At 34.8% G+C, this 16,089-nt stretch carries 20 protein-coding genes and 1 riboswitch; of the genes, 9 read left to right on the top strand and 11 right to left on the bottom strand.

Translation table 11 applies throughout. The features are described from left to right. The first annotated feature begins 34 nt into the window (after positions 1-34). On the top strand, positions 35-427 hold the full coding sequence (gene mscL / locus JI747_RS01155) for a large-conductance mechanosensitive channel protein MscL (protein WP_225685674.1): 393 nt from the start codon (positions 35-37) through the stop codon (positions 425-427). A 44-nt stretch (positions 428-471) separates the two neighbouring features. Here mscL and JI747_RS01150 read toward each other — a convergent pair whose 3' ends face one another. Beyond that, on the bottom strand, positions 472-1,431 hold the full coding sequence (locus JI747_RS01150; RefSeq protein ID WP_225685673.1) for a D-2-hydroxyacid dehydrogenase: 960 nt from the start codon (positions 1,429-1,431) through the stop codon (positions 472-474). 96 nt (positions 1,432-1,527) lie between these two features. Continuing rightward, the gene (locus tag JI747_RS01145) at positions 1,528-1,932 is read right to left on the bottom strand and encodes an LNS2 domain-containing protein (protein ID WP_225685672.1); all 405 of its coding nucleotides are present in this window, start codon (positions 1,930-1,932) and stop codon (positions 1,528-1,530) included. Between the two features lie 317 nt (positions 1,933-2,249). Between JI747_RS01145 and idi the strand changes: the two genes are divergently transcribed. From idi to gcvT, 3 genes are read left to right on the top strand one after another with little or no spacing between them, the layout of a single operon-like run. Next, positions 2,250-2,759 carry an isopentenyl-diphosphate Delta-isomerase gene (gene idi, locus JI747_RS01140; protein WP_225685671.1) on the top strand — a complete coding sequence of 170 codons (510 nt, stop codon included), beginning with the start codon at positions 2,250-2,252 and terminating at the stop codon, positions 2,757-2,759. Position 2,760: 1 nt separating this feature from the next. Continuing rightward, positions 2,761-3,234: a hypothetical protein gene (locus JI747_RS01135; RefSeq protein WP_225685669.1), complete on the top strand. Its 474-nt coding sequence runs from the start codon at positions 2,761-2,763 to the stop codon at positions 3,232-3,234. A gap of 9 nt (positions 3,235-3,243) precedes the next feature. Next, entirely contained in the window at positions 3,244-4,320 is a 1,077-nt protein-coding gene (gene gcvT / locus JI747_RS01130) for a glycine cleavage system aminomethyltransferase GcvT (protein WP_225685668.1), read from the top strand. 90 nt (positions 4,321-4,410) lie between these two features. On the opposite strand, the gene JI747_RS01125 is transcribed toward gcvT, so the two are convergent. Both JI747_RS01125 and JI747_RS01120 read right to left on the bottom strand, forming a co-directional pair. Continuing rightward, positions 4,411-4,854 carry a hypothetical protein gene (locus JI747_RS01125; RefSeq protein WP_225685667.1) on the bottom strand — a complete coding sequence of 148 codons (444 nt, stop codon included), beginning with the start codon at positions 4,852-4,854 and terminating at the stop codon, positions 4,411-4,413. A 5-nt stretch (positions 4,855-4,859) separates the two neighbouring features. Beyond that, positions 4,860-5,210: an arsenate reductase family protein gene (locus JI747_RS01120; protein WP_225685666.1), complete on the bottom strand. Its 351-nt coding sequence runs from the start codon at positions 5,208-5,210 to the stop codon at positions 4,860-4,862. A 125-nt stretch (positions 5,211-5,335) separates the two neighbouring features. Here JI747_RS01120 and JI747_RS01115 point away from each other — a divergent pair, with 125 nt between their 5' ends. From JI747_RS01115 to JI747_RS01095, 5 genes are all read left to right on the top strand, one after another. Continuing rightward, on the top strand, positions 5,336-5,803 hold the full coding sequence (locus tag JI747_RS01115; protein WP_225685665.1) for an acyl-CoA thioesterase: 468 nt from the start codon (positions 5,336-5,338) through the stop codon (positions 5,801-5,803). Beyond that, positions 5,803-6,675 (top strand): sugar phosphate isomerase/epimerase family protein, encoded by an 873-nt coding sequence (locus JI747_RS01110; RefSeq protein ID WP_225685664.1) that lies wholly within the window; start codon positions 5,803-5,805, stop codon positions 6,673-6,675. Before JI747_RS01115 ends, JI747_RS01110 begins: the two co-directional genes overlap by 1 nt. Positions 6,676-6,688: 13 nt before the next feature. Next, positions 6,689-6,756, top strand: a riboswitch (Fluoride riboswitch). Positions 6,757-6,787: 31 nt separating this feature from the next. Then, positions 6,788-8,092 (top strand): voltage-gated chloride channel family protein, encoded by a 1,305-nt coding sequence (locus JI747_RS01105; protein WP_225685663.1) that lies wholly within the window; start codon positions 6,788-6,790, stop codon positions 8,090-8,092. Positions 8,093-8,143: 51 nt separating this feature from the next. Beyond that, a complete protein-coding gene (locus tag JI747_RS01100) occupies positions 8,144-9,025 on the top strand; it encodes a LysR family transcriptional regulator (protein ID WP_225685662.1) in 882 nt (293 codons plus the stop codon). Between the two features lie 108 nt (positions 9,026-9,133). After that, entirely contained in the window at positions 9,134-10,075 is a 942-nt protein-coding gene (locus JI747_RS01095) for a YeiH family protein (RefSeq protein ID WP_225685661.1), read from the top strand. 280 nt (positions 10,076-10,355) lie between these two features. On the opposite strand, the gene JI747_RS01090 is transcribed toward JI747_RS01095, so the two are convergent. The 7 genes from JI747_RS01090 to ubiE all read right to left on the bottom strand — a co-directional run bounded on the left by JI747_RS01090 (position 10,356) and on the right by ubiE (position 16,089). Next, a complete protein-coding gene (locus JI747_RS01090) occupies positions 10,356-10,550 on the bottom strand; it encodes a hypothetical protein (RefSeq protein WP_225685660.1) in 195 nt (64 codons plus the stop codon). A 173-nt stretch (positions 10,551-10,723) separates the two neighbouring features. Then, a complete protein-coding gene (locus JI747_RS01085) occupies positions 10,724-11,965 on the bottom strand; it encodes an MFS transporter (RefSeq protein ID WP_225685659.1) in 1,242 nt (413 codons plus the stop codon). A gap of 80 nt (positions 11,966-12,045) precedes the next feature. Continuing rightward, on the bottom strand, positions 12,046-13,617 hold the full coding sequence (gene rny, locus JI747_RS01080) for a ribonuclease Y (RefSeq protein WP_225685658.1): 1,572 nt from the start codon (positions 13,615-13,617) through the stop codon (positions 12,046-12,048). A gap of 219 nt (positions 13,618-13,836) precedes the next feature. After that, positions 13,837-14,124, bottom strand: coding sequence for a cell division protein ZapA (locus JI747_RS01075; RefSeq protein ID WP_225685655.1), 288 nt, complete (start codon positions 14,122-14,124; stop codon positions 13,837-13,839). Beyond that, the gene (locus tag JI747_RS01070; RefSeq protein ID WP_225685653.1) at positions 14,125-14,427 is read right to left on the bottom strand and encodes a hypothetical protein; all 303 of its coding nucleotides are present in this window, start codon (positions 14,425-14,427) and stop codon (positions 14,125-14,127) included. Positions 14,428-14,568: 141 nt separating this feature from the next. Then, positions 14,569-15,354 carry a type IX secretion/gliding motility protein PorT/SprT gene (porT, locus tag JI747_RS01065; protein ID WP_225685651.1) on the bottom strand — a complete coding sequence of 262 codons (786 nt, stop codon included), beginning with the start codon at positions 15,352-15,354 and terminating at the stop codon, positions 14,569-14,571. A 3-nt stretch (positions 15,355-15,357) separates the two neighbouring features. Continuing rightward, complete coding sequence (ubiE, locus tag JI747_RS01060; protein ID WP_225685650.1) at positions 15,358-16,089, bottom strand: bifunctional demethylmenaquinone methyltransferase/2-methoxy-6-polyprenyl-1,4-benzoquinol methylase UbiE; 732 nt, start codon at positions 16,087-16,089, stop codon at positions 15,358-15,360.

The raw sequence follows: 16,089 nt of genomic DNA, 5'->3' as shown, positions 1-16,089 counted from the left end.
GTGAATGATTTGATAACAATTAAAAAATATAAATATGGGATTTTTCAAAGAATTTAAAGAGTTTGCCGTTAAAGGAAACGTAGTGGATTTAGCTGTCGGGGTAGTTATTGGTGGGGCTTTTGGTAAAATTGTCACTTCTTTGGTGGAGGATATTATTACACCTGCTATTTTAACACCCACGTTAGAAAAATTAAATTTAAAAAACCTGGCAGACCTAGTGATTCCGGGTACAGCCATTAAGTACGGAATGTTCTTATCTTCCGCTATTTCCTTCTTGGTAGTAGCGTTGGCATTATTCCTTATGATCAAGGGAATCAACAAACTGAAAAAAGAAGCTCCGGCAGAAGCACCTGCACCGGCAGGACCTACAGAAGACCAAAAATTACTCATGGAAATCAGAGACTTGCTGAAAGCTAAAAATTCATAAAAAAACGCCGCAAATTTTGCGGCGTTTACTTTTTACTATTTCTCTTATTGAATTTGCAGAATACTTGAAATCTGCTCTGCCAAAGACAATCCGATTCTATCCTGAGCTTCCAAAGTAGAAGCACCTGTATGTGGTGTCAAAGAAATCTTTGAATGATTTAATACTTTCTTTGAAGGCGTTGGTTCATTGATGAAAACATCCAACCCAGCAAATCTTACTTTTCCTGAATCTAAAGCATCAATTAAAGCTTCTTCATCTATTACTCCTCCTCTTGAGCAGTTAACAACGGCAACTCCGTCTTTCATCATTTCAAACTCATTTTTACCGATCATGTAACCGTCTTTTTGAGCCGGAACGTGAAGCGTAATGAAATCTGAATGCTTCAATACATCCTGTAAAGGCTCAGTTTCAATATCTACATTGATGAACTGGTTATTATAGAATTTTACTTTGATGCTTGCCTTTCCTACATTGCTGTCCGCTGCAATTACTCTCATTCCAAGGCCTAAAGCAATTTTTGCCACTTCCTGACCTATTCTTCCCATTCCAACAATACCAATTGTTTTTCCTTTCAATTCAATACCTGCTGCATACGCTTTTTTTAACCCTGCAAACTCAGTGTCTCCAACTAATGGCATTTTTCTGTTTGAATCCTGTAAAAATCTTGCTCCTGAAAATAAATGGGCAAAAACCAATTCTGCTACCGATTCTGATGAAGCTGAAGGTGTATTGATTACATGAATTCCTTTTTCTCTGGCATAAGCAACATCAATATTATCCATTCCTACTCCTCCTCTACCAATGATCTCAATAGATGGGCAATTATCAATAATATCTTTTCTTACCTGTGTCGCACTGCGTACCAAAAGCGTACGAACACCATGCTCATTAATGTAATCTACCAACTGCTCCTGCGGAACCTTTGCCGTGATCACTTCAAACCCTTTCTCCTTTAGTGCATCAATTCCAGATTGATCTAAGCCATCGTTTGCTAAAACTTTCATAAATACTTTTAATTATTTAAAAATTAAAAGATTTAAAAATCAAAAGAAAAAGCAGCTGCTTTTAATCGTTTAATCTTTAAATCTTTAATTATATTTTTAATCTTCTTTAAAAACTTCAATGGTTACCTGCTTTTCTACAAGGTCAGTAAATTTCCCTTTGTATCTTGTAGCTCTCACCAAATGGTTGTCTATCCAATGATAATTTCCTCCTCTAGGTTTTCCGCATAATACACTATGGTATTTAAAACCGTGCTTATCCAACCAATCGATGGTAATTTGTTTTAAATTTTCAGTTCTTGAAGTGAAAAAACAAATCTGATGTCCCTCATCATACCATCTGTTAATGGTTTCTAAGGCATCAGGAAAAGGCTCACAGGTAACCATTCTTTCCGGCTCTTCGTTGGGAACATCTTCTGTAATCGTTCCGTCTATGTCAATTAGGTAATTTTTTACTCCGTCCTTCAGAATCGGACTCAAGTGATCTTTGTATTCTAACTCCATTATGAAATTTTGTATCAACAAATTTATGACTTTTAAAATAAAAACCCTTTGTTAAAGTTCATTTAAATTAAATTTTTACTATAAAAAATGTCATTAAAAGAATAAATTAACAATTTTTCATCGATTCTATTATTATAGGTTAAAATTTTTCTATTCAAAAAAAATAAAACAATCTTTATTATTTCAAGTGGCAAGCTCTTCCTGATGACACAAAGAATTTTATCTTTCATTTTCTTTTCCTTTTGTTTGTATTTCAAAATCTATGATGTTTTCCCAAAAATTTCCAAAATACATTTATTACACTTACATTTGTAGAAATGGAAGAATTTGTAGTTTTAGTAAATCCTGAGGATGAAGTTTTAGGATTGATGGAAAAACAGCAGGCTCATATTAATGGCCTTTTACATCGGGCTTTCTCCGTATTTTTATTCAATGATAAAGGTGAGATGCTTTTACAGAAAAGAGCACCGGAAAAATATCATTCTCCCAACCAATGGACGAATGCAGTATGTTCGCACCCAAGAATCGGGGAAACTTATCTCGATGGTGCAAAGAGAAGAGTTCAGGAAGAACTTGGGATAGAGGTCGATCTTTCCGAAAAATTCCATTTTATATATAAGGCAGATGTGGGAGGAGATCTTTGGGAGCATGAATTAGACCATGTTTTTACAGGTTTTTATAATGCTGATTTTGCTCTTAACAAAGAAGAAGTAGAAGAAGTGAGATACATCTCAATGGAGGATTTGGATCAGGAAATCGCAGAAAAGCCGGAAACCTTCACAGAATGGTTCAAAATTATTTTAGAAGAATATAAACATCATTTTTAAGATGATCAAGCATTCATTATTCATTATCTTGTTGTTCTTAGGGCATTTTTTATCCGCTCAGAAAAAACAAACGTATGAAAATACAAACTACTCTATCAATTTTCCTGAAGGATGGGTAGCCATGAACGAGACAGATATTGTCAACATTTTCCCAACAAATCAAGTCGGAGCTGTTACCATTTCTGAATATCACGATTTAGATTTACCCTCTACCGAAATCAAAAAATTTATCCTGGCTCTTTATAAGTCTCCCGATGACGAAAGCAAAGTAAAAAGCAATAAAAGCAAAAAAGGATATACCGAATATTTTTACGAATACTTTGATCCGGCAGAAAAACTCTTCTGGATCACCAAAGTCTTTCAGAAAGAGAAAGAACTGTATCTTATTTCCATCAATTGCGGTGAAAAATACTGGAACGGAAATTATATGAGCCTTTTTAACGAGACCTTTAATAGTTTTAAAATAAAGAAATAGAAATTAAATATGAAGAAAACAGCATTGTACGACAAACATGTTTCTTTGGGAGCTAAAATCGTACCTTTTGCAGGTTTTGAAATGCCTGTACAATATTCCGGAGTAACGGAAGAACATTTTGCAGTAAGAGAAAAAGCAGGACTGTTTGATGTTTCTCACATGGGTCAATTTTTCATCGAAGGTCCCGGTTCAAAAGATCTTTTACAATATGTAACGACCAACAACGTAGATGCTCTTGAAAACGGAAAAGCTCAGTATTCTTGCCTTCCCAACGAAAACGGAGGAATCGTTGACGACCTTATCGTTTACAAAATGGAAGACGATAAATATTTCGTGGTTGTCAATGCTTCAAACATCGATAAAGACTGGAATCATATTTCAAAATACAATACTTTCGGAGCAAAAATGACCAATGCTTCAGATGAGATGTCTTTATTGGCTGTTCAAGGTCCGAAAGCAACTGAAATTCTTCAGAAATTAACAGAAACTAATCTTTCTGAAATCCCTTACTATCACTTTACCGTAGGTTCTGTAGCTGGAGCTGACAACGTAATTATTTCAAACACGGGGTACACAGGAAGCGGTGGTTTCGAAATTTATTTCAATAACGAATCTGCAGAAAAACTTTGGGATGCGATCATCGAAGCGGGAGCTGAAGAAGGAATTATTCCTTGTGGATTGGCTGCAAGAGATACGTTGAGACTTGAAAAAGGATTCTGCCTTTACGGAAACGATATCGACGATACCACTTCTCCAATTGAAGCCGGATTAGGATGGATTACTAAATTTGATAAAGACTTTGTATCTAAAGAAACTTTTGCTAAGCAAAAAGAAGAAGGAGTTACAAGAAAATTAGTTGGTTTTGAATTGACTGACAAAGGAGTTCCAAGACACGATTATCCTGTTGTAGATGCAGAAGGAAACGTGATTGGGAAAGTAACTTCAGGAACTCAGTCTCCAATGAAGAAAGTAGGTTTAGGTCTTGCGTATGTAGACAAGCCTCACTTCAAGCTAGGTTCTGAGATTTTCATTCAGGTAAGAAATAAAAATATTCCTGCAAAAGTGGTAAAAGCTCCTTTTGTATAATTGAATATTTCTTTTAATAGAAAAAACTCCTTATCAATATTGGTAAGGAGTTTTTTTATACCTAAATCTCTTTTTCTATGATTTCCCTAATCAATCAGAAATATATTTTACTCGGGAAGCACCATTCACCCTATTAAAATTCAGCCTTTCGATTAAAAATCTTACATCTTTAAGAAAATTGTCTTTGAGATAACCATTTTCTATATCGTGTCCCCAACAAATTTTGTGATAATATTCCGGGGTTTTCACTAATGCTCCTTCCAGTTCTATGAGTTTAGATTGTAACAATTCGATTTCGATGAATTCTTCATATTCTTCCCAAAAATCCAGCAATCTGAGATCTATCTGTAAAACGTCTTCAATTTGTCTTAATAATCTCATTTCATCATCTCCTGCATCATCGTCACCTTCTCCCGTCATTACCAGATTAAGCCCATTCCTGTTATCGAATTGATACTTATCCTTTAAATATAAATAGTGCTCAAAAGGCTCTTTTACATCGAAAACAAAATTGATTTCTAAACCTAAGCCCATAACTATCAAACGCCAAAAAACTCCTGCAGAGCCGCCACATTATTCTTATCATTCCCAACAAAAATTGTATCATCGGTGATAAAAACAGGACGCTTCAAAAAGGTATAATGATCCAATAATAATTCTTTAAAATCCTTTTCTGTTAAAGACTTCACATCTAATCCTCTCAACTTAATCTGGGTAGATTTTTTGCTGAATAAGGCCTCATAAGACTTTGTTTTTTCATACATTTCTTCCAATTCTTCTTTCGTTATCGATTCTTTTTTGATCTCGCGAAGTTCCCAGTCTGTAAGGTCAAATTGCGCTAATATTTTTCTGCAGGTATCGCAGGTATTAAGATAAAATACTTTTTTCATTATTATTCTAAGAATGTTATTAATTAAAATTCGTCTTCATTTCACTTTCTATTTTCAAAAGTAGGATTTAATCTAGGATTTTGAAAATTATTAAATACCTTTATTCAATCAAATTTTTAGTGGAAATGGAAAACAAACCTATTACTTTTCAGTTTATTTCAGAACCTTCAGATGTTAACTATGGAGGAAATGTGCATGGGGGAAGTGTTATGAAATGGATTGATCAGGCTGGTTATGCCTGCGCAACAACCTGGAGTGGAAATTATTCTGTAACCGTCTATGTGGGAGGAATCCGTTTTTATGAACCCATCAAAATCGGGGAAATTGTAAAAGTAGAAGCACAGGTGATTTACACAGGTTCATCAAGTATGCATATTTCAATTAATGTGTTTTCAAGAAACCTGAAACAACCTAATTTCGACAAAAAAACGCATTGTATTATTGTTTTTGTAGCTGTTGACGAAAATGGCAAAAAGCTTCCCGTTCCCAAATGGATTCCTGAAACTGAAGAAGACAGACAAAAAGAACAGTACGCAAAACGTCTTATGGAACTGAGAACGCAGATTGAAGACGAGATGAAGCCGTTTTTATAATGAATAGAAAAGGTTTCATTACCCTTTCTTCATTGGGATTTTTAGGATTATATTCTTGTGGAATTTCTAATTTAAATATGAATAAAAAGTCATTGGCAATTCAATTATACACAGTGCGTGATGCTATTTCCAAAGATCTCGAAAAAACTTTTGAGAAACTGGCCATATTAGGATTCACAACATTTGAAATCTATGGATATGACGGAACTTTTTTCGGAAAAACAGCTGTAGAATTTAAGAAAATATTGTCTGATAACGGATTAAAAGTCATCAGTTCACACCACAGAACCGGAATTACCGATCATGAAGATGGTACCCTATTGAAAAACTGGAATAAAACGTTGGAGGATTTGAATACTATCGGTTCAGAATATGCCGTTTGCTCCTATCTTCCGGAAGCAGAAAGAACGCTTGAAAATTATCAAAAGCTTCCCGAAATTCTTGAAAATTCAGGACAGATTTCCAACCAAAACGGAATTCAACTGGCCTATCACAATCATGATTTTGAATTTCTAAAGAAGGATGAACAGCATACTTTTTATGACTTTATTCTGGAAAATACCTCCTCAGATTTAGTTAAAATGGAACTGGATTTATATTGGATTTCAAAAGCAGGTCTAGATCCTTTAGCTTATTTTGAAAAGTATCCCAAAAGATTTCCATTGTGGCACGTGAAAGATATGAAGGCAGAAACAAAAGACTTTGCAGAAATCGGAAACGGAATCATTGATTTTAAAAGAATTTTTGATGCTAAAGAAAAAGCAGGATTACAATATTGGTTTCTGGAGCAGGATTCTAGTGATAAAGATATTTTTGAAAGTATAAAAATCAGTAAAAAGTATATTTCGGAACAGCGTTTCTTTTTAAAATAAATTTTATATTTGCAATACAAAAGGAAATGGTGTTCTTCCTTAACCAACCGCTTTTCAAAAGCTGATGACGCCTGATTAATAGATTATTAATAATAATTGGATCAGGAAAATTATGTCTAAACATCAACGAACATTAAGCAACAAAACAAAATTTCACACCCGATTTTTCTTCAGAAAATTCCCGGCTTTACCTTATATTTTTAAATGGCTTTGTATAAGTCTTATTATTGGAGCATTGGTAGGAACAGCTTCTGCGGGCTTTTTACAATCTTTGGAATGGGCTACGAATTTCAGGGAAAATCACATCTGGCTGATCGCTTTTCTTCCGGTTGCCGGTTTTTTGGTCGGGCTTTTATATTATTATTGGGGAAAAGACGTGGAAGCCGGAAACAATTTGCTGCTTGAAAATATCCACGAACCCAAAGAAATCATTCCTTTTAAAATGGCTCCTTTTGTATATTTAGGAACCATTATCACTCATTTTTTCGGAGGTTCTGCCGGCCGTGAAGGAACTGCTTTGCAAATGGCAGGAGCGATTGCTGATCAGTTGACGAAACCTTTTAAGCTCGATAAAAATGAACGAAAGATCTTGATCATTTCCGCTATTGCTGCCGGTTTTGGTTCGGTTTTCGGAACTCCTTTGGCCGGAGCGGTTTTTGGGCTTGAAGTTTTCCTGATCGGAAGGATTCGTTACAATGCTATTTTCCCCGCCTTCGCCTCTGCAATTTTAGCGGATTGGGCCACGAATCTCTGGAATGTAAAGCATACCCATTATCATATTGATTTTATCCCAAAACTTGAGTTTTTTCCTATTCTGTACAGTATTTTAGCCGGAATTGCTTTTGGTATTTGTGCTGCAACGTTCAGTAAAGTAATTCATTGGGCAAGTTCTGTTTTTAAATCTAAAATAAAATATCCACCGTTCCGTCCTGTTATTGGCGGAATCATTGTTGCAATCGCTGTTTTTGCAATGGAAACGACAAGATACATTGGTCTGGGAATTCCAACTATTATAGAATCTTTTGAAAAGCAGCTTCCTCTGTATGATTTTGCCTTAAAAATGATTTTTACCATCGTCACGCTTTCCGCAGGGTTCAAAGGGGGTGAAGTGACTCCGTTATTTTTTATCGGGGCGACGCTGGGAAGTGCATTATCTTTATTTATTCCGCTTCCGTTTGGTTTGTTGGCAGGGATGGGATTTGTAGCGGTGTTTGCAGGGGCAACTAATACTCCACTCGCTTGCCTATTGATGGGAATTGAATTGTTCGGAGCTGAATGTGGAATTTACGTTGCCATTGCCTGTGTTGTTTCTTATTTACTTTCAGGAAACAACAGTATTTATACGAAACAAAAAATTGGGGAAGCCAAGAACAAAAGGTTTGAACATCTAAGCGATAAGGATTTTTCTGACTTATAAGACAAGATATTTTCAAATAGGACAAGCAACAAAATTTCTTATCTTTAGAGTATGTTTGATTACAGATTAAAAGTTTTCCACACCGTAGCTTCCCGATCGAGTTTTACAAAAGCCTCTGAAGAGTTGAATATTTCTCAGCCTGCCGTAACGAAGCATATTAAAGAAATAGAAAACCAGCTGAACACCAAATTATTTGACAGAAAAGGAACTACGATTCAACTGACACAAAGTGGCAAAGTATTGTTTGAGTATGCTGAAAGGATCAGAAATATTTACCGTGACTTGGAATTTGAGATTAACCAGATCAATCAACAGCATAAAGGAAGGCTTATTATTGGTGCAAGTACAACCGTTGCCCAGTACATTTTACCTGAAATTTTAGCAAAATTCAATTCATATTATAAAGACATTAAAATTGAATTGATTACTCATAATACGGAGATCATTTCTGATCTATTGAAAGAAGGCAAAATTGATTTGGGGATTGTCGAAGGGGAATCTCAATCGAATTATTTCGAATATCAGACATTTAAAGCTGATGAAATTGTATTGGTGGCAAAAGCCAATCATCCTTTAGTCAATAAAACATTAGCCCTAAAAGATCTGTACAATCTTGAGCTTATCTTCAGGGAACAGGGTTCCGGCTCTTTAGAGTTTATACAAAACCGTTTGAGAGAAAAAGGAATTGTGCTTGATCAGCTTAATATTGTCATGCAGCTAGGAAGCAGCGAAAGCATCAAAAATTATCTTTTGCATTCGGATTCTTTAGCCTTTCTGTCAATCAGTACAGTTTTGAATGAATTAAAGAACAATCAGCTCAGCATTATTGATATTAAAAATTTCAGTATTGAAAGGAATTTCCATTATATTCTTCCTAAAGGTGAGCAATCGGAACTCATCAGACTTTTCCTGAAATTTATGGCTCAATTTTAGTTTCCAGCGAATTCGCTATAACTTAAAGTTATCCATCATAACAAAATACAATTTACTTTGTAATGTTAATTTATAGAATTTTGAACCATCAATTTAAAATTCTATCCAATGAAAGATTTCATTCTGAATGAAAAATCTAAGAAAATTATTTTCATCGTATTAGCTGTTATTTGTCTGACACCGGTTGTATCTTCTCCTATTGCCTTACTTTTAGGTTTTATTTTAGCCGTTTGTATCGGAAACCCGTTTGAGAAAAGTCTACATCAATATATTCACTTATTATTACAAATTTCAATTGTCGGACTAGGCTTTGGATTAAAGTTGAATGAGGCTTTGGAAGCCGGAAAATCTGGTTTACTCCTGACTGTGATCAGTATTTTCACCGTAATGATTTCAGGATATTTTATTGGTAAATTTTTAAAGCTTGAACGGCCTTTATCTTATCTGATTTCCGTAGGAACTGCTATTTGTGGCGGAAGTGCAATTGCAGCCACTTCTCCGATCATTAAGCCTAATACGAAACAAATTTCACTGGCTTTAGCCATTGTTTTTACTTTAAATTCCATTGCACTATTTGTTTATCCTGCCATCGGACATTTCCTGCATCTAACCCAAGAACAATTTGGTTTATGGTGCGCTGTGGGAATTCATGACACCAGTTCTGTAGTCGGAGCCGCAAGCAAATATGGAAATGAGGCTTTAAAAATCGCCACAACAGTAAAATTAGCTCGCGCTTTATGGATCATACCGGTTTCTTTGGTCACCATGTTTATTTTTAAAAGCAAAGAGTCAAAAATTAAGATTCCATGGTTTATCGGATATTTTATACTGACTATTTTGCTGAATACTTATTTTCCGGTTTTTGATCAGGTAAGTTCAGGAATTACTCATATTGCTAAATCCGGGTTGAACCTTACGTTATTTTTTATTGGCTCTACTCTGTCTATCCAAACATTAAAAACAATAGGCTTGAAACCTTTAGCTTTGGCTATTTTTCTTTGGAGTCTTGTAAGTGTCGGGAGCTTACTTTTTATTTTGAATTTTGATTGAGTTTTTTTGCTTTTTTTGGTTTCTGCGGCGGCTTTGCCGCCGCAGAAACCAAAAAAAGATTAAAATAAGAAAATATCTGTGAAGAGTTATTGTTTTTATGATAGAGAATGAGTTTGAACCACCCCGTCAAAAATTCTTTGAATTTTCGCCACCCCTCCAAAGGAGGGGAATTTTGAAAGTGTAAAAAGATGAGTTCTATAAATTACAAAGGCCCTTTGAAAATTCAAAAGGCCTTTGCGTATTAAATGTGGAAATGTTTATTTCTAGTTGAAATAATTTCTTATACTGCTGACTGATTGCAAGTGTAAACTTGTGGACAAGCCATATATTGACCGCAATATTTAGGTCCTGTTACAGCTCCTGCACAATCGCATCCGCAAAGGGATAAATCCGGATTACCGCTTATTCCTCCCATGATGTTTTTAAGATCTTGTTTTTGTAATTTTTTCGCGTTTTTTAACATGTTGTTTTGCATTGTTACTTAGTTTTAAGGTTTGTACTATTTTATAGTTTATTGTTTTTTAAAGTTAAACAAATATTAATTATATGAAGCATAATTTAATATTAAATTTCATAATCTTCTTATTTAACTGTATTTATTAAATTAATAACGAAAAATACTGGTTGAATATTTCTTAAACACTTAAATTATTCTGTGAATTCAAGGTCTTTATTATGGGTTTCTGAGATCGTCAATGAGGAATAAAAAGCCAATCCAAACACAATAACTCCTACCAAAGCAGCACTGATAATTACTGAAAAGTCTTTCTTAAAAAAATCAAAAATAAAGATCATTACGGGAACCAATCCACGAACCATATTCGGAACTGTTGTGGTCGCCGTATTTCTGATATTGGTCCCGAACTGTTCTGCAGCCAATGTTACAAACATCGCCCAATATCCTGTTCCCAATCCTAACCAAACACAGAAGATATAATATTTTGTCTCGGTATCTGTATTCCCAAATAACATAATTGCGACTCCAATGATGGTAAAAACCAACATATAGAAAATAGCCATTTTTCTAGATTTTAAAGCATGAGAAATAAAACCACTCATCAAATCACCTACAGAAATACCAACATAAGCCCACATAATTGCTTTTCCGGGGTTTAGATCTTTAATTCCTAATTCGGGAGCAAACTGATTCGCTAAAACCGCCAAAATCCCAATACAATACCAGGTTGGCAATCCTACAGCAATACATTTTAAATATCGTACTAAACGATCTTTATTCGTAAAGAAGGAAAGAAAATTTCCTTTGGAAACAGATTCATGTTCAATGTTTTTATAAATTCCAGATTCAGCAACGCTAATTCTTAAAAACAAAAGTAAGATTCCCAGAATTCCACCGATGATGTAAGAGATATTCCAACCTCCTGCCAATTCTACTGTCAATTGAGCTACAACTGCACCCATTAATCCAAAACCAGCTACTACAGAGGTTCCTATCGCTCTTAAATTCTTTGGTAAACTCTCAGAAACCAGTGTAATTCCCGCTCCAAGCTCTCCAGCTAACCCAATCCCAGCAATAAATCTTAAAGCGGCGTATTGGTAGACTAAATGCTCTTTCGGAAAATAAGGCAAAAACCCACAAGCGATATTAGCTAAGGAATACACCAAGATTGATCCGAACAACACTGATAATCTTCCTTTTTTATCTCCAAAAATTCCCCAGAAAATCCCTCCGATAAGTAAACCTGTCATCTGGCAGTTGAGAATAAAGGTACCGTCAACATCAGGATTCAGTCCTAACGCTTTCAAACTCGGAATTCTTACGATTCCAAACAAAAGCAGGTCGTAGATGTCTACAAAGTATCCCAGAGCGGCAATAATCACAGGAATAGAAAAGATGTACTTCAATTTTGAAGACAAAGAAAGTTCTTGCATATTCAGTTAATAAATTTCGCTAAAAATAAAAAACCTTTCAATTTCTTGAAAGGTTTTTATAAAATATCTTTTTCCGATTATTATCTCGCAATATTCACAGCTCTCGTTTCTCTGATCACTGTTACTTTTACCTGTCCAGGATATGTTAATTCGTTCTGGATTTTTTCTGAAATGTCGTAAGATAACTGAGAAGCTACTTCATCATTTACTTTTCCGCTTTCTACCATTACTCTCAATTCTCTACCTGCCTGAATTGCATAAGCTGATGAAACTCCGTCAAAGCTTAGTGCTGCAGATTCAAGATCTTTTAATCTTTGGATATAAGATTCTAAAACCTGACGTCTTGCTCCCGGTCTAGCTCCAGAAATAGCATCGGCTACCTGAATGATCGGTGACAATAATGAAGTCATTTCAACTTCGTCGTGGTGAGCTCCGATTGCGTTTACAACTTCTGCATTTTCACCATATTTTTCTGCCCACTGCATTCCTAATAAAGCGTGAGGAAGTTCAGACTCCTGCTCTGGAACTTTACCAATATCGTGTAACAGACCTGCTCTTTTAGCTAGTTTTACATTTAATCCTAATTCAGCAGCCATTGTTGCAGCAATATTAGCTACTTCTCTTGAGTGCTGTAATAGGTTTTGCCCGTAAGATGAACGGTATTTCATTCTCCCTACGATTTTAATCAATTCTGGGTGTAATCCGTGAATTCCTAAATCAATGATCGTTCTCTTCCCTACTTCAATGATTTCTTCTTCAATCTGTTTTTTAGTTTTCTCTACAACTTCTTCAATTCTTGCAGGGTGAATTCTACCGTCTGTAACCAATCTGTGAAGTGATAATCTTGCAATCTCTCTTCTTACCGGATCGAAACATGAAAGAAGAATAGCTTCTGGGGTATCATCTACGATGATTTCCACACCTGTAACTGCTTCTAAAGCACGGATATTTCTACCTTCTCTACCGATAATTCTACCTTTTACTTCATCGGATTCAATATTGAAAACAGATACTGAGTTTTCGATTGCCTGCTCTGTTCCAATTCTCTGAATTGTCTGAATAACGATTTTTCTAGCTTCATTCTTCGCGTTCATTTGAGCTTCTTCCATGATACTCTGAACATGTGCCTGAGCTCTTGTTTTTGCTTCAGCTCTCATGGTTTCTACCAATTCTGCTTTAGCTTCGTCTGCTGTATAGTTAGCAATCTTTTCAAGGATCTCTACTTTTTTAGCAGTTGCTGTATCCAATTCCTGTTGCTTTCTGTCTAAAATTTCTGTTTTCTTAGAGTAATCAGCAATTTGTTTATCCAGATCTTTTTCAAGTTTTCCTGTCTTGCTAAGCTCATCATTCAACTTGTTTTCTTTGTCTTTGATTCTTTTTTCAACCTCCTGCATTTTCTTTTCGCGAGATTGAATATCAGCATCGTGCTGAGATTTCAATTCCAAGAATTTTTCTTTAGCTTGAAGATTTTTTTCTTTTTTTATGGATTCAGCTTGTACATTAGCTTTTTCTACAAGGTTTTCGGCATTTTTCGTCGCATCATCTATAATAAATTTTGCTTTAGTATTTAATGAGCTTTTGGAAAAAAACATTCCTATTACTGCACCTATTACTAAGCAAATCACGCCTATAATAATAGCGGTTGTTGTCATATATATTGAGTTTTAATTGTCAAATTTCATAAATAAAAAAAGCCTACAATAATCCAGGGATTGAGAGTAAACTCCTAATCAACACGATTTGAACTGATTTCCATTGTCTGTAATCCGGACGAACCGGCGCGCCATTCAACGGACATTTGTTCGGTAATTGTTTAGCGTTGAGTTTACCTTTAATGTGTTAGAATTATTGTAGGCAGTCTTTTGGAAAATTTATTTTCCAATTTCATTCAGCGATTGATTGATTTTACTTAATCTTTCGTTGGTAGAATTTATATTTTTTTCGTAGTTCGCAGACACTACTTCAGCATTGGTTCCTAATTTAAGGGCACACATAGCTAAAGCATCCTGTTTGTCTCTTACATCGAAGTTCTGTTCAAAATCTTTAATCATATTCTCTATCTGCTTCCCCACTTTACGCAGAGTTTCTTCCTCTGCTGCGGGAACATTCAGTGGATAGACTCTTCCTGCGATGTTTATGGTTATTCTTCTTACTTCCATTTATAATCCACTGTTTTGAAGCTGAGCAATACAGAAATCAATTTCTTTTACCAATCTGTTGATATGGTTTTTCATTAATCTATTGTGTTCAGGATTTCCTGATATTGCTGAATAAAGTTTTATATTTTTTTGTTCTTCTGCTAATACCTGATTTTTCTTTCTTTCCTCATCATATTTCTTCTGCAAATCTTTATTTTCAATGCTTAGTTCCGATAACTTTTCAGCAAGATTATTGTAATTTTTTTGCAAATTCATAATCTTTTTTTCTAATTCTGAAAAATTGGTTTCTAACTCTTGAAGCATTTCAGGTTTTGTATATTCTAACTATTAGCAAAAATAACAAAATATTAATATTAACAAAAATAAAAGTCTCTATATTTTGAGTTTAAAGCAAAAAAAGGAGATACAAAGCGTATCTCCTCAATATTTATTTTTAAATAATTTCTATTCAAACTTCAATACAAACAATATAGCTCTTGTTTGTAAGGTTGATATAGCCGATGCCCAATAAGGAGGAGTTGTTGCATTATCCGCTACAATCTCATTGTTCATAAAGAAAGTCCCTCTGATTGCCGGTGTCAATTTAAATTTGTTGAAGTAGAATTGAATACCCATTTCGGCAGACCATGCAAAGTTATGCGTTGTAGATCTGAAAACCTGCTGCATATTATCATCTGTAGAGTCTGAATTTGATTGTAAGTTTACGATATAATTCACCCCTGCAGCAATATATGGTCTAGAATTGTACCATCTATGTCCGTGAAGTTCCAACAATACAGGAATATCAAGTAAAGTAGACTTAACTTCTCTATTCATATCTTTATCTGTAAGAGGTATAGGAATAAACGGATCATTAGTTAAAGTACCGTTTTGATACTGATCATTAATCTGAGTATTAAACAATAACTTTCTTTGAGCAAACTGTAACCCCGGCTCCATTCTTAAATCTAAATAATCATTAAGCCTCCATTTCGCGATAAGACCAGCCCCAAAACTAGTACTTTCTTTGGATGACACAAGATTTTGGTTCCCGTAAGTACCGTATCTTGGATTAAGTACGATACGATAATCAAGCATATTGCCATTCAAAAAAAATCCCCAACTGAACTTTTGCTCGTCAAAGTCTTCCAACTTATCCATTCTGTTTCGGGTTCTGAAGAATTGTGCATTTGCCAAAACTGCAATATTTACTGACGCTAAAACCAGTGCTCTTAATAAAAATTTATTCATAGGTTACTTTGTTGCTTTATAAATTGTGGCTATACCTAAACTTAGTTTTTTATATTCAACTTTTTTAAATCCTGTATCTAAAAGAATTTGTCTCATCTTCTCCCCAAAAGGAAAAGCGTTTACAGAATCCGGAAGATATGTGTATGCCCTATTATCTTTTGAGACCAATCTGCCTATAGCAGGTAATATATTTTTAAAATAAAACATATATAATGGTCCTAAAAGCCCCTCAACCTTTGAAAACTCAAGTATATAAACACTCTTGTTATCTTTAACTACTCTTCTTAGTTCTGCTAACCCTTTGGTAAGGTTCTCAAAATTCCTTACTCCAAATGCAACGGAAACAGCATCAAATCTATTGTCCTCGAAAGGTAAATTTTCTGCATCTCCCTTTTGCATGGAAATTTTGCCGTCTAAATTAAGTTTTTTTATTTTAATAACGCCAACATTTAACATTTGTTGCGATAAATCTAAACCAATTACTTTGGAACCTGTTCCTTTTTCTATAGTAATTGCTAAATCTCCCGTTCCTGTAGCCACATCCAGCACTTCTTGCGGGTTGTCATTTTTCATCCATTTCACCAAAGTATTTCTCCACAAAACATCAATTTTCAGAGATAAAACACGATTCAGAAGATCGTATTTTGGTGCAATATTGTCGAACATATCCTCTACCTGGCTTTTCTTTGTAGCCTCAGAATTGTAGGGAGTAACTTGGTTGATATCTTTTGTCAA

It is taken from the genome of Chryseobacterium tagetis, from assembly GCF_016735585.2.
Classification (GTDB): Bacteria; Bacteroidota; Bacteroidia; order Flavobacteriales; family Weeksellaceae; genus Chryseobacterium; species Chryseobacterium tagetis.
Note: the sequence above shows the minus strand (reverse complement) of the source record. Positions and strands in the feature narration are given on the sequence as shown.

Bases quoted from the DNA above. Each gene is read 5' to 3' on its own strand.
- gcvT (WP_225685668.1), top strand. From the start codon at position 3,244: ATGAAGAAAACAGCATTGTACGACAAACATGTTTCTTTGGGAGCTAAA.
- rny (WP_225685658.1), bottom strand. From the start codon at position 13,617: ATGACAACAACCGCTATTATTATAGGCGTGATTTGCTTAGTAATAGGT.
- JI747_RS01120 (WP_225685666.1), bottom strand. From the start codon at position 5,210: ATGAAAAAAGTATTTTATCTTAATACCTGCGATACCTGCAGAAAAATA.
- JI747_RS01125 (WP_225685667.1), bottom strand. From the start codon at position 4,854: ATGGGCTTAGGTTTAGAAATCAATTTTGTTTTCGATGTAAAAGAGCCT.
- mscL (WP_225685674.1), top strand. From the start codon at position 35: ATGGGATTTTTCAAAGAATTTAAAGAGTTTGCCGTTAAAGGAAACGTA.
- JI747_RS01090 (WP_225685660.1), bottom strand. From the start codon at position 10,550: ATGCAAAACAACATGTTAAAAAACGCGAAAAAATTACAAAAACAAGAT.
- JI747_RS01100 (WP_225685662.1), top strand. From the start codon at position 8,144: ATGTTTGATTACAGATTAAAAGTTTTCCACACCGTAGCTTCCCGATCG.
- JI747_RS01135 (WP_225685669.1), top strand. From the start codon at position 2,761: ATGATCAAGCATTCATTATTCATTATCTTGTTGTTCTTAGGGCATTTT.
- idi (WP_225685671.1), top strand. From the start codon at position 2,250: ATGGAAGAATTTGTAGTTTTAGTAAATCCTGAGGATGAAGTTTTAGGA.
- JI747_RS01145 (WP_225685672.1), bottom strand. From the start codon at position 1,932: ATGGAGTTAGAATACAAAGATCACTTGAGTCCGATTCTGAAGGACGGA.
- JI747_RS01075 (WP_225685655.1), bottom strand. From the start codon at position 14,124: ATGGAAGTAAGAAGAATAACCATAAACATCGCAGGAAGAGTCTATCCA.
- JI747_RS01095 (WP_225685661.1), top strand. From the start codon at position 9,134: ATGAAAGATTTCATTCTGAATGAAAAATCTAAGAAAATTATTTTCATC.
- JI747_RS01085 (WP_225685659.1), bottom strand. From the start codon at position 11,965: ATGCAAGAACTTTCTTTGTCTTCAAAATTGAAGTACATCTTTTCTATT.
- JI747_RS01115 (WP_225685665.1), top strand. From the start codon at position 5,336: ATGGAAAACAAACCTATTACTTTTCAGTTTATTTCAGAACCTTCAGAT.
- JI747_RS01070 (WP_225685653.1), bottom strand. From the start codon at position 14,427: ATGCTTCAAGAGTTAGAAACCAATTTTTCAGAATTAGAAAAAAAGATT.
- JI747_RS01110 (WP_225685664.1), top strand. From the start codon at position 5,803: ATGAATAGAAAAGGTTTCATTACCCTTTCTTCATTGGGATTTTTAGGA.
- JI747_RS01105 (WP_225685663.1), top strand. From the start codon at position 6,788: ATGTCTAAACATCAACGAACATTAAGCAACAAAACAAAATTTCACACC.
- porT (WP_225685651.1), bottom strand. From the start codon at position 15,354: ATGAATAAATTTTTATTAAGAGCACTGGTTTTAGCGTCAGTAAATATT.
- JI747_RS01150 (WP_225685673.1), bottom strand. From the start codon at position 1,431: ATGAAAGTTTTAGCAAACGATGGCTTAGATCAATCTGGAATTGATGCA.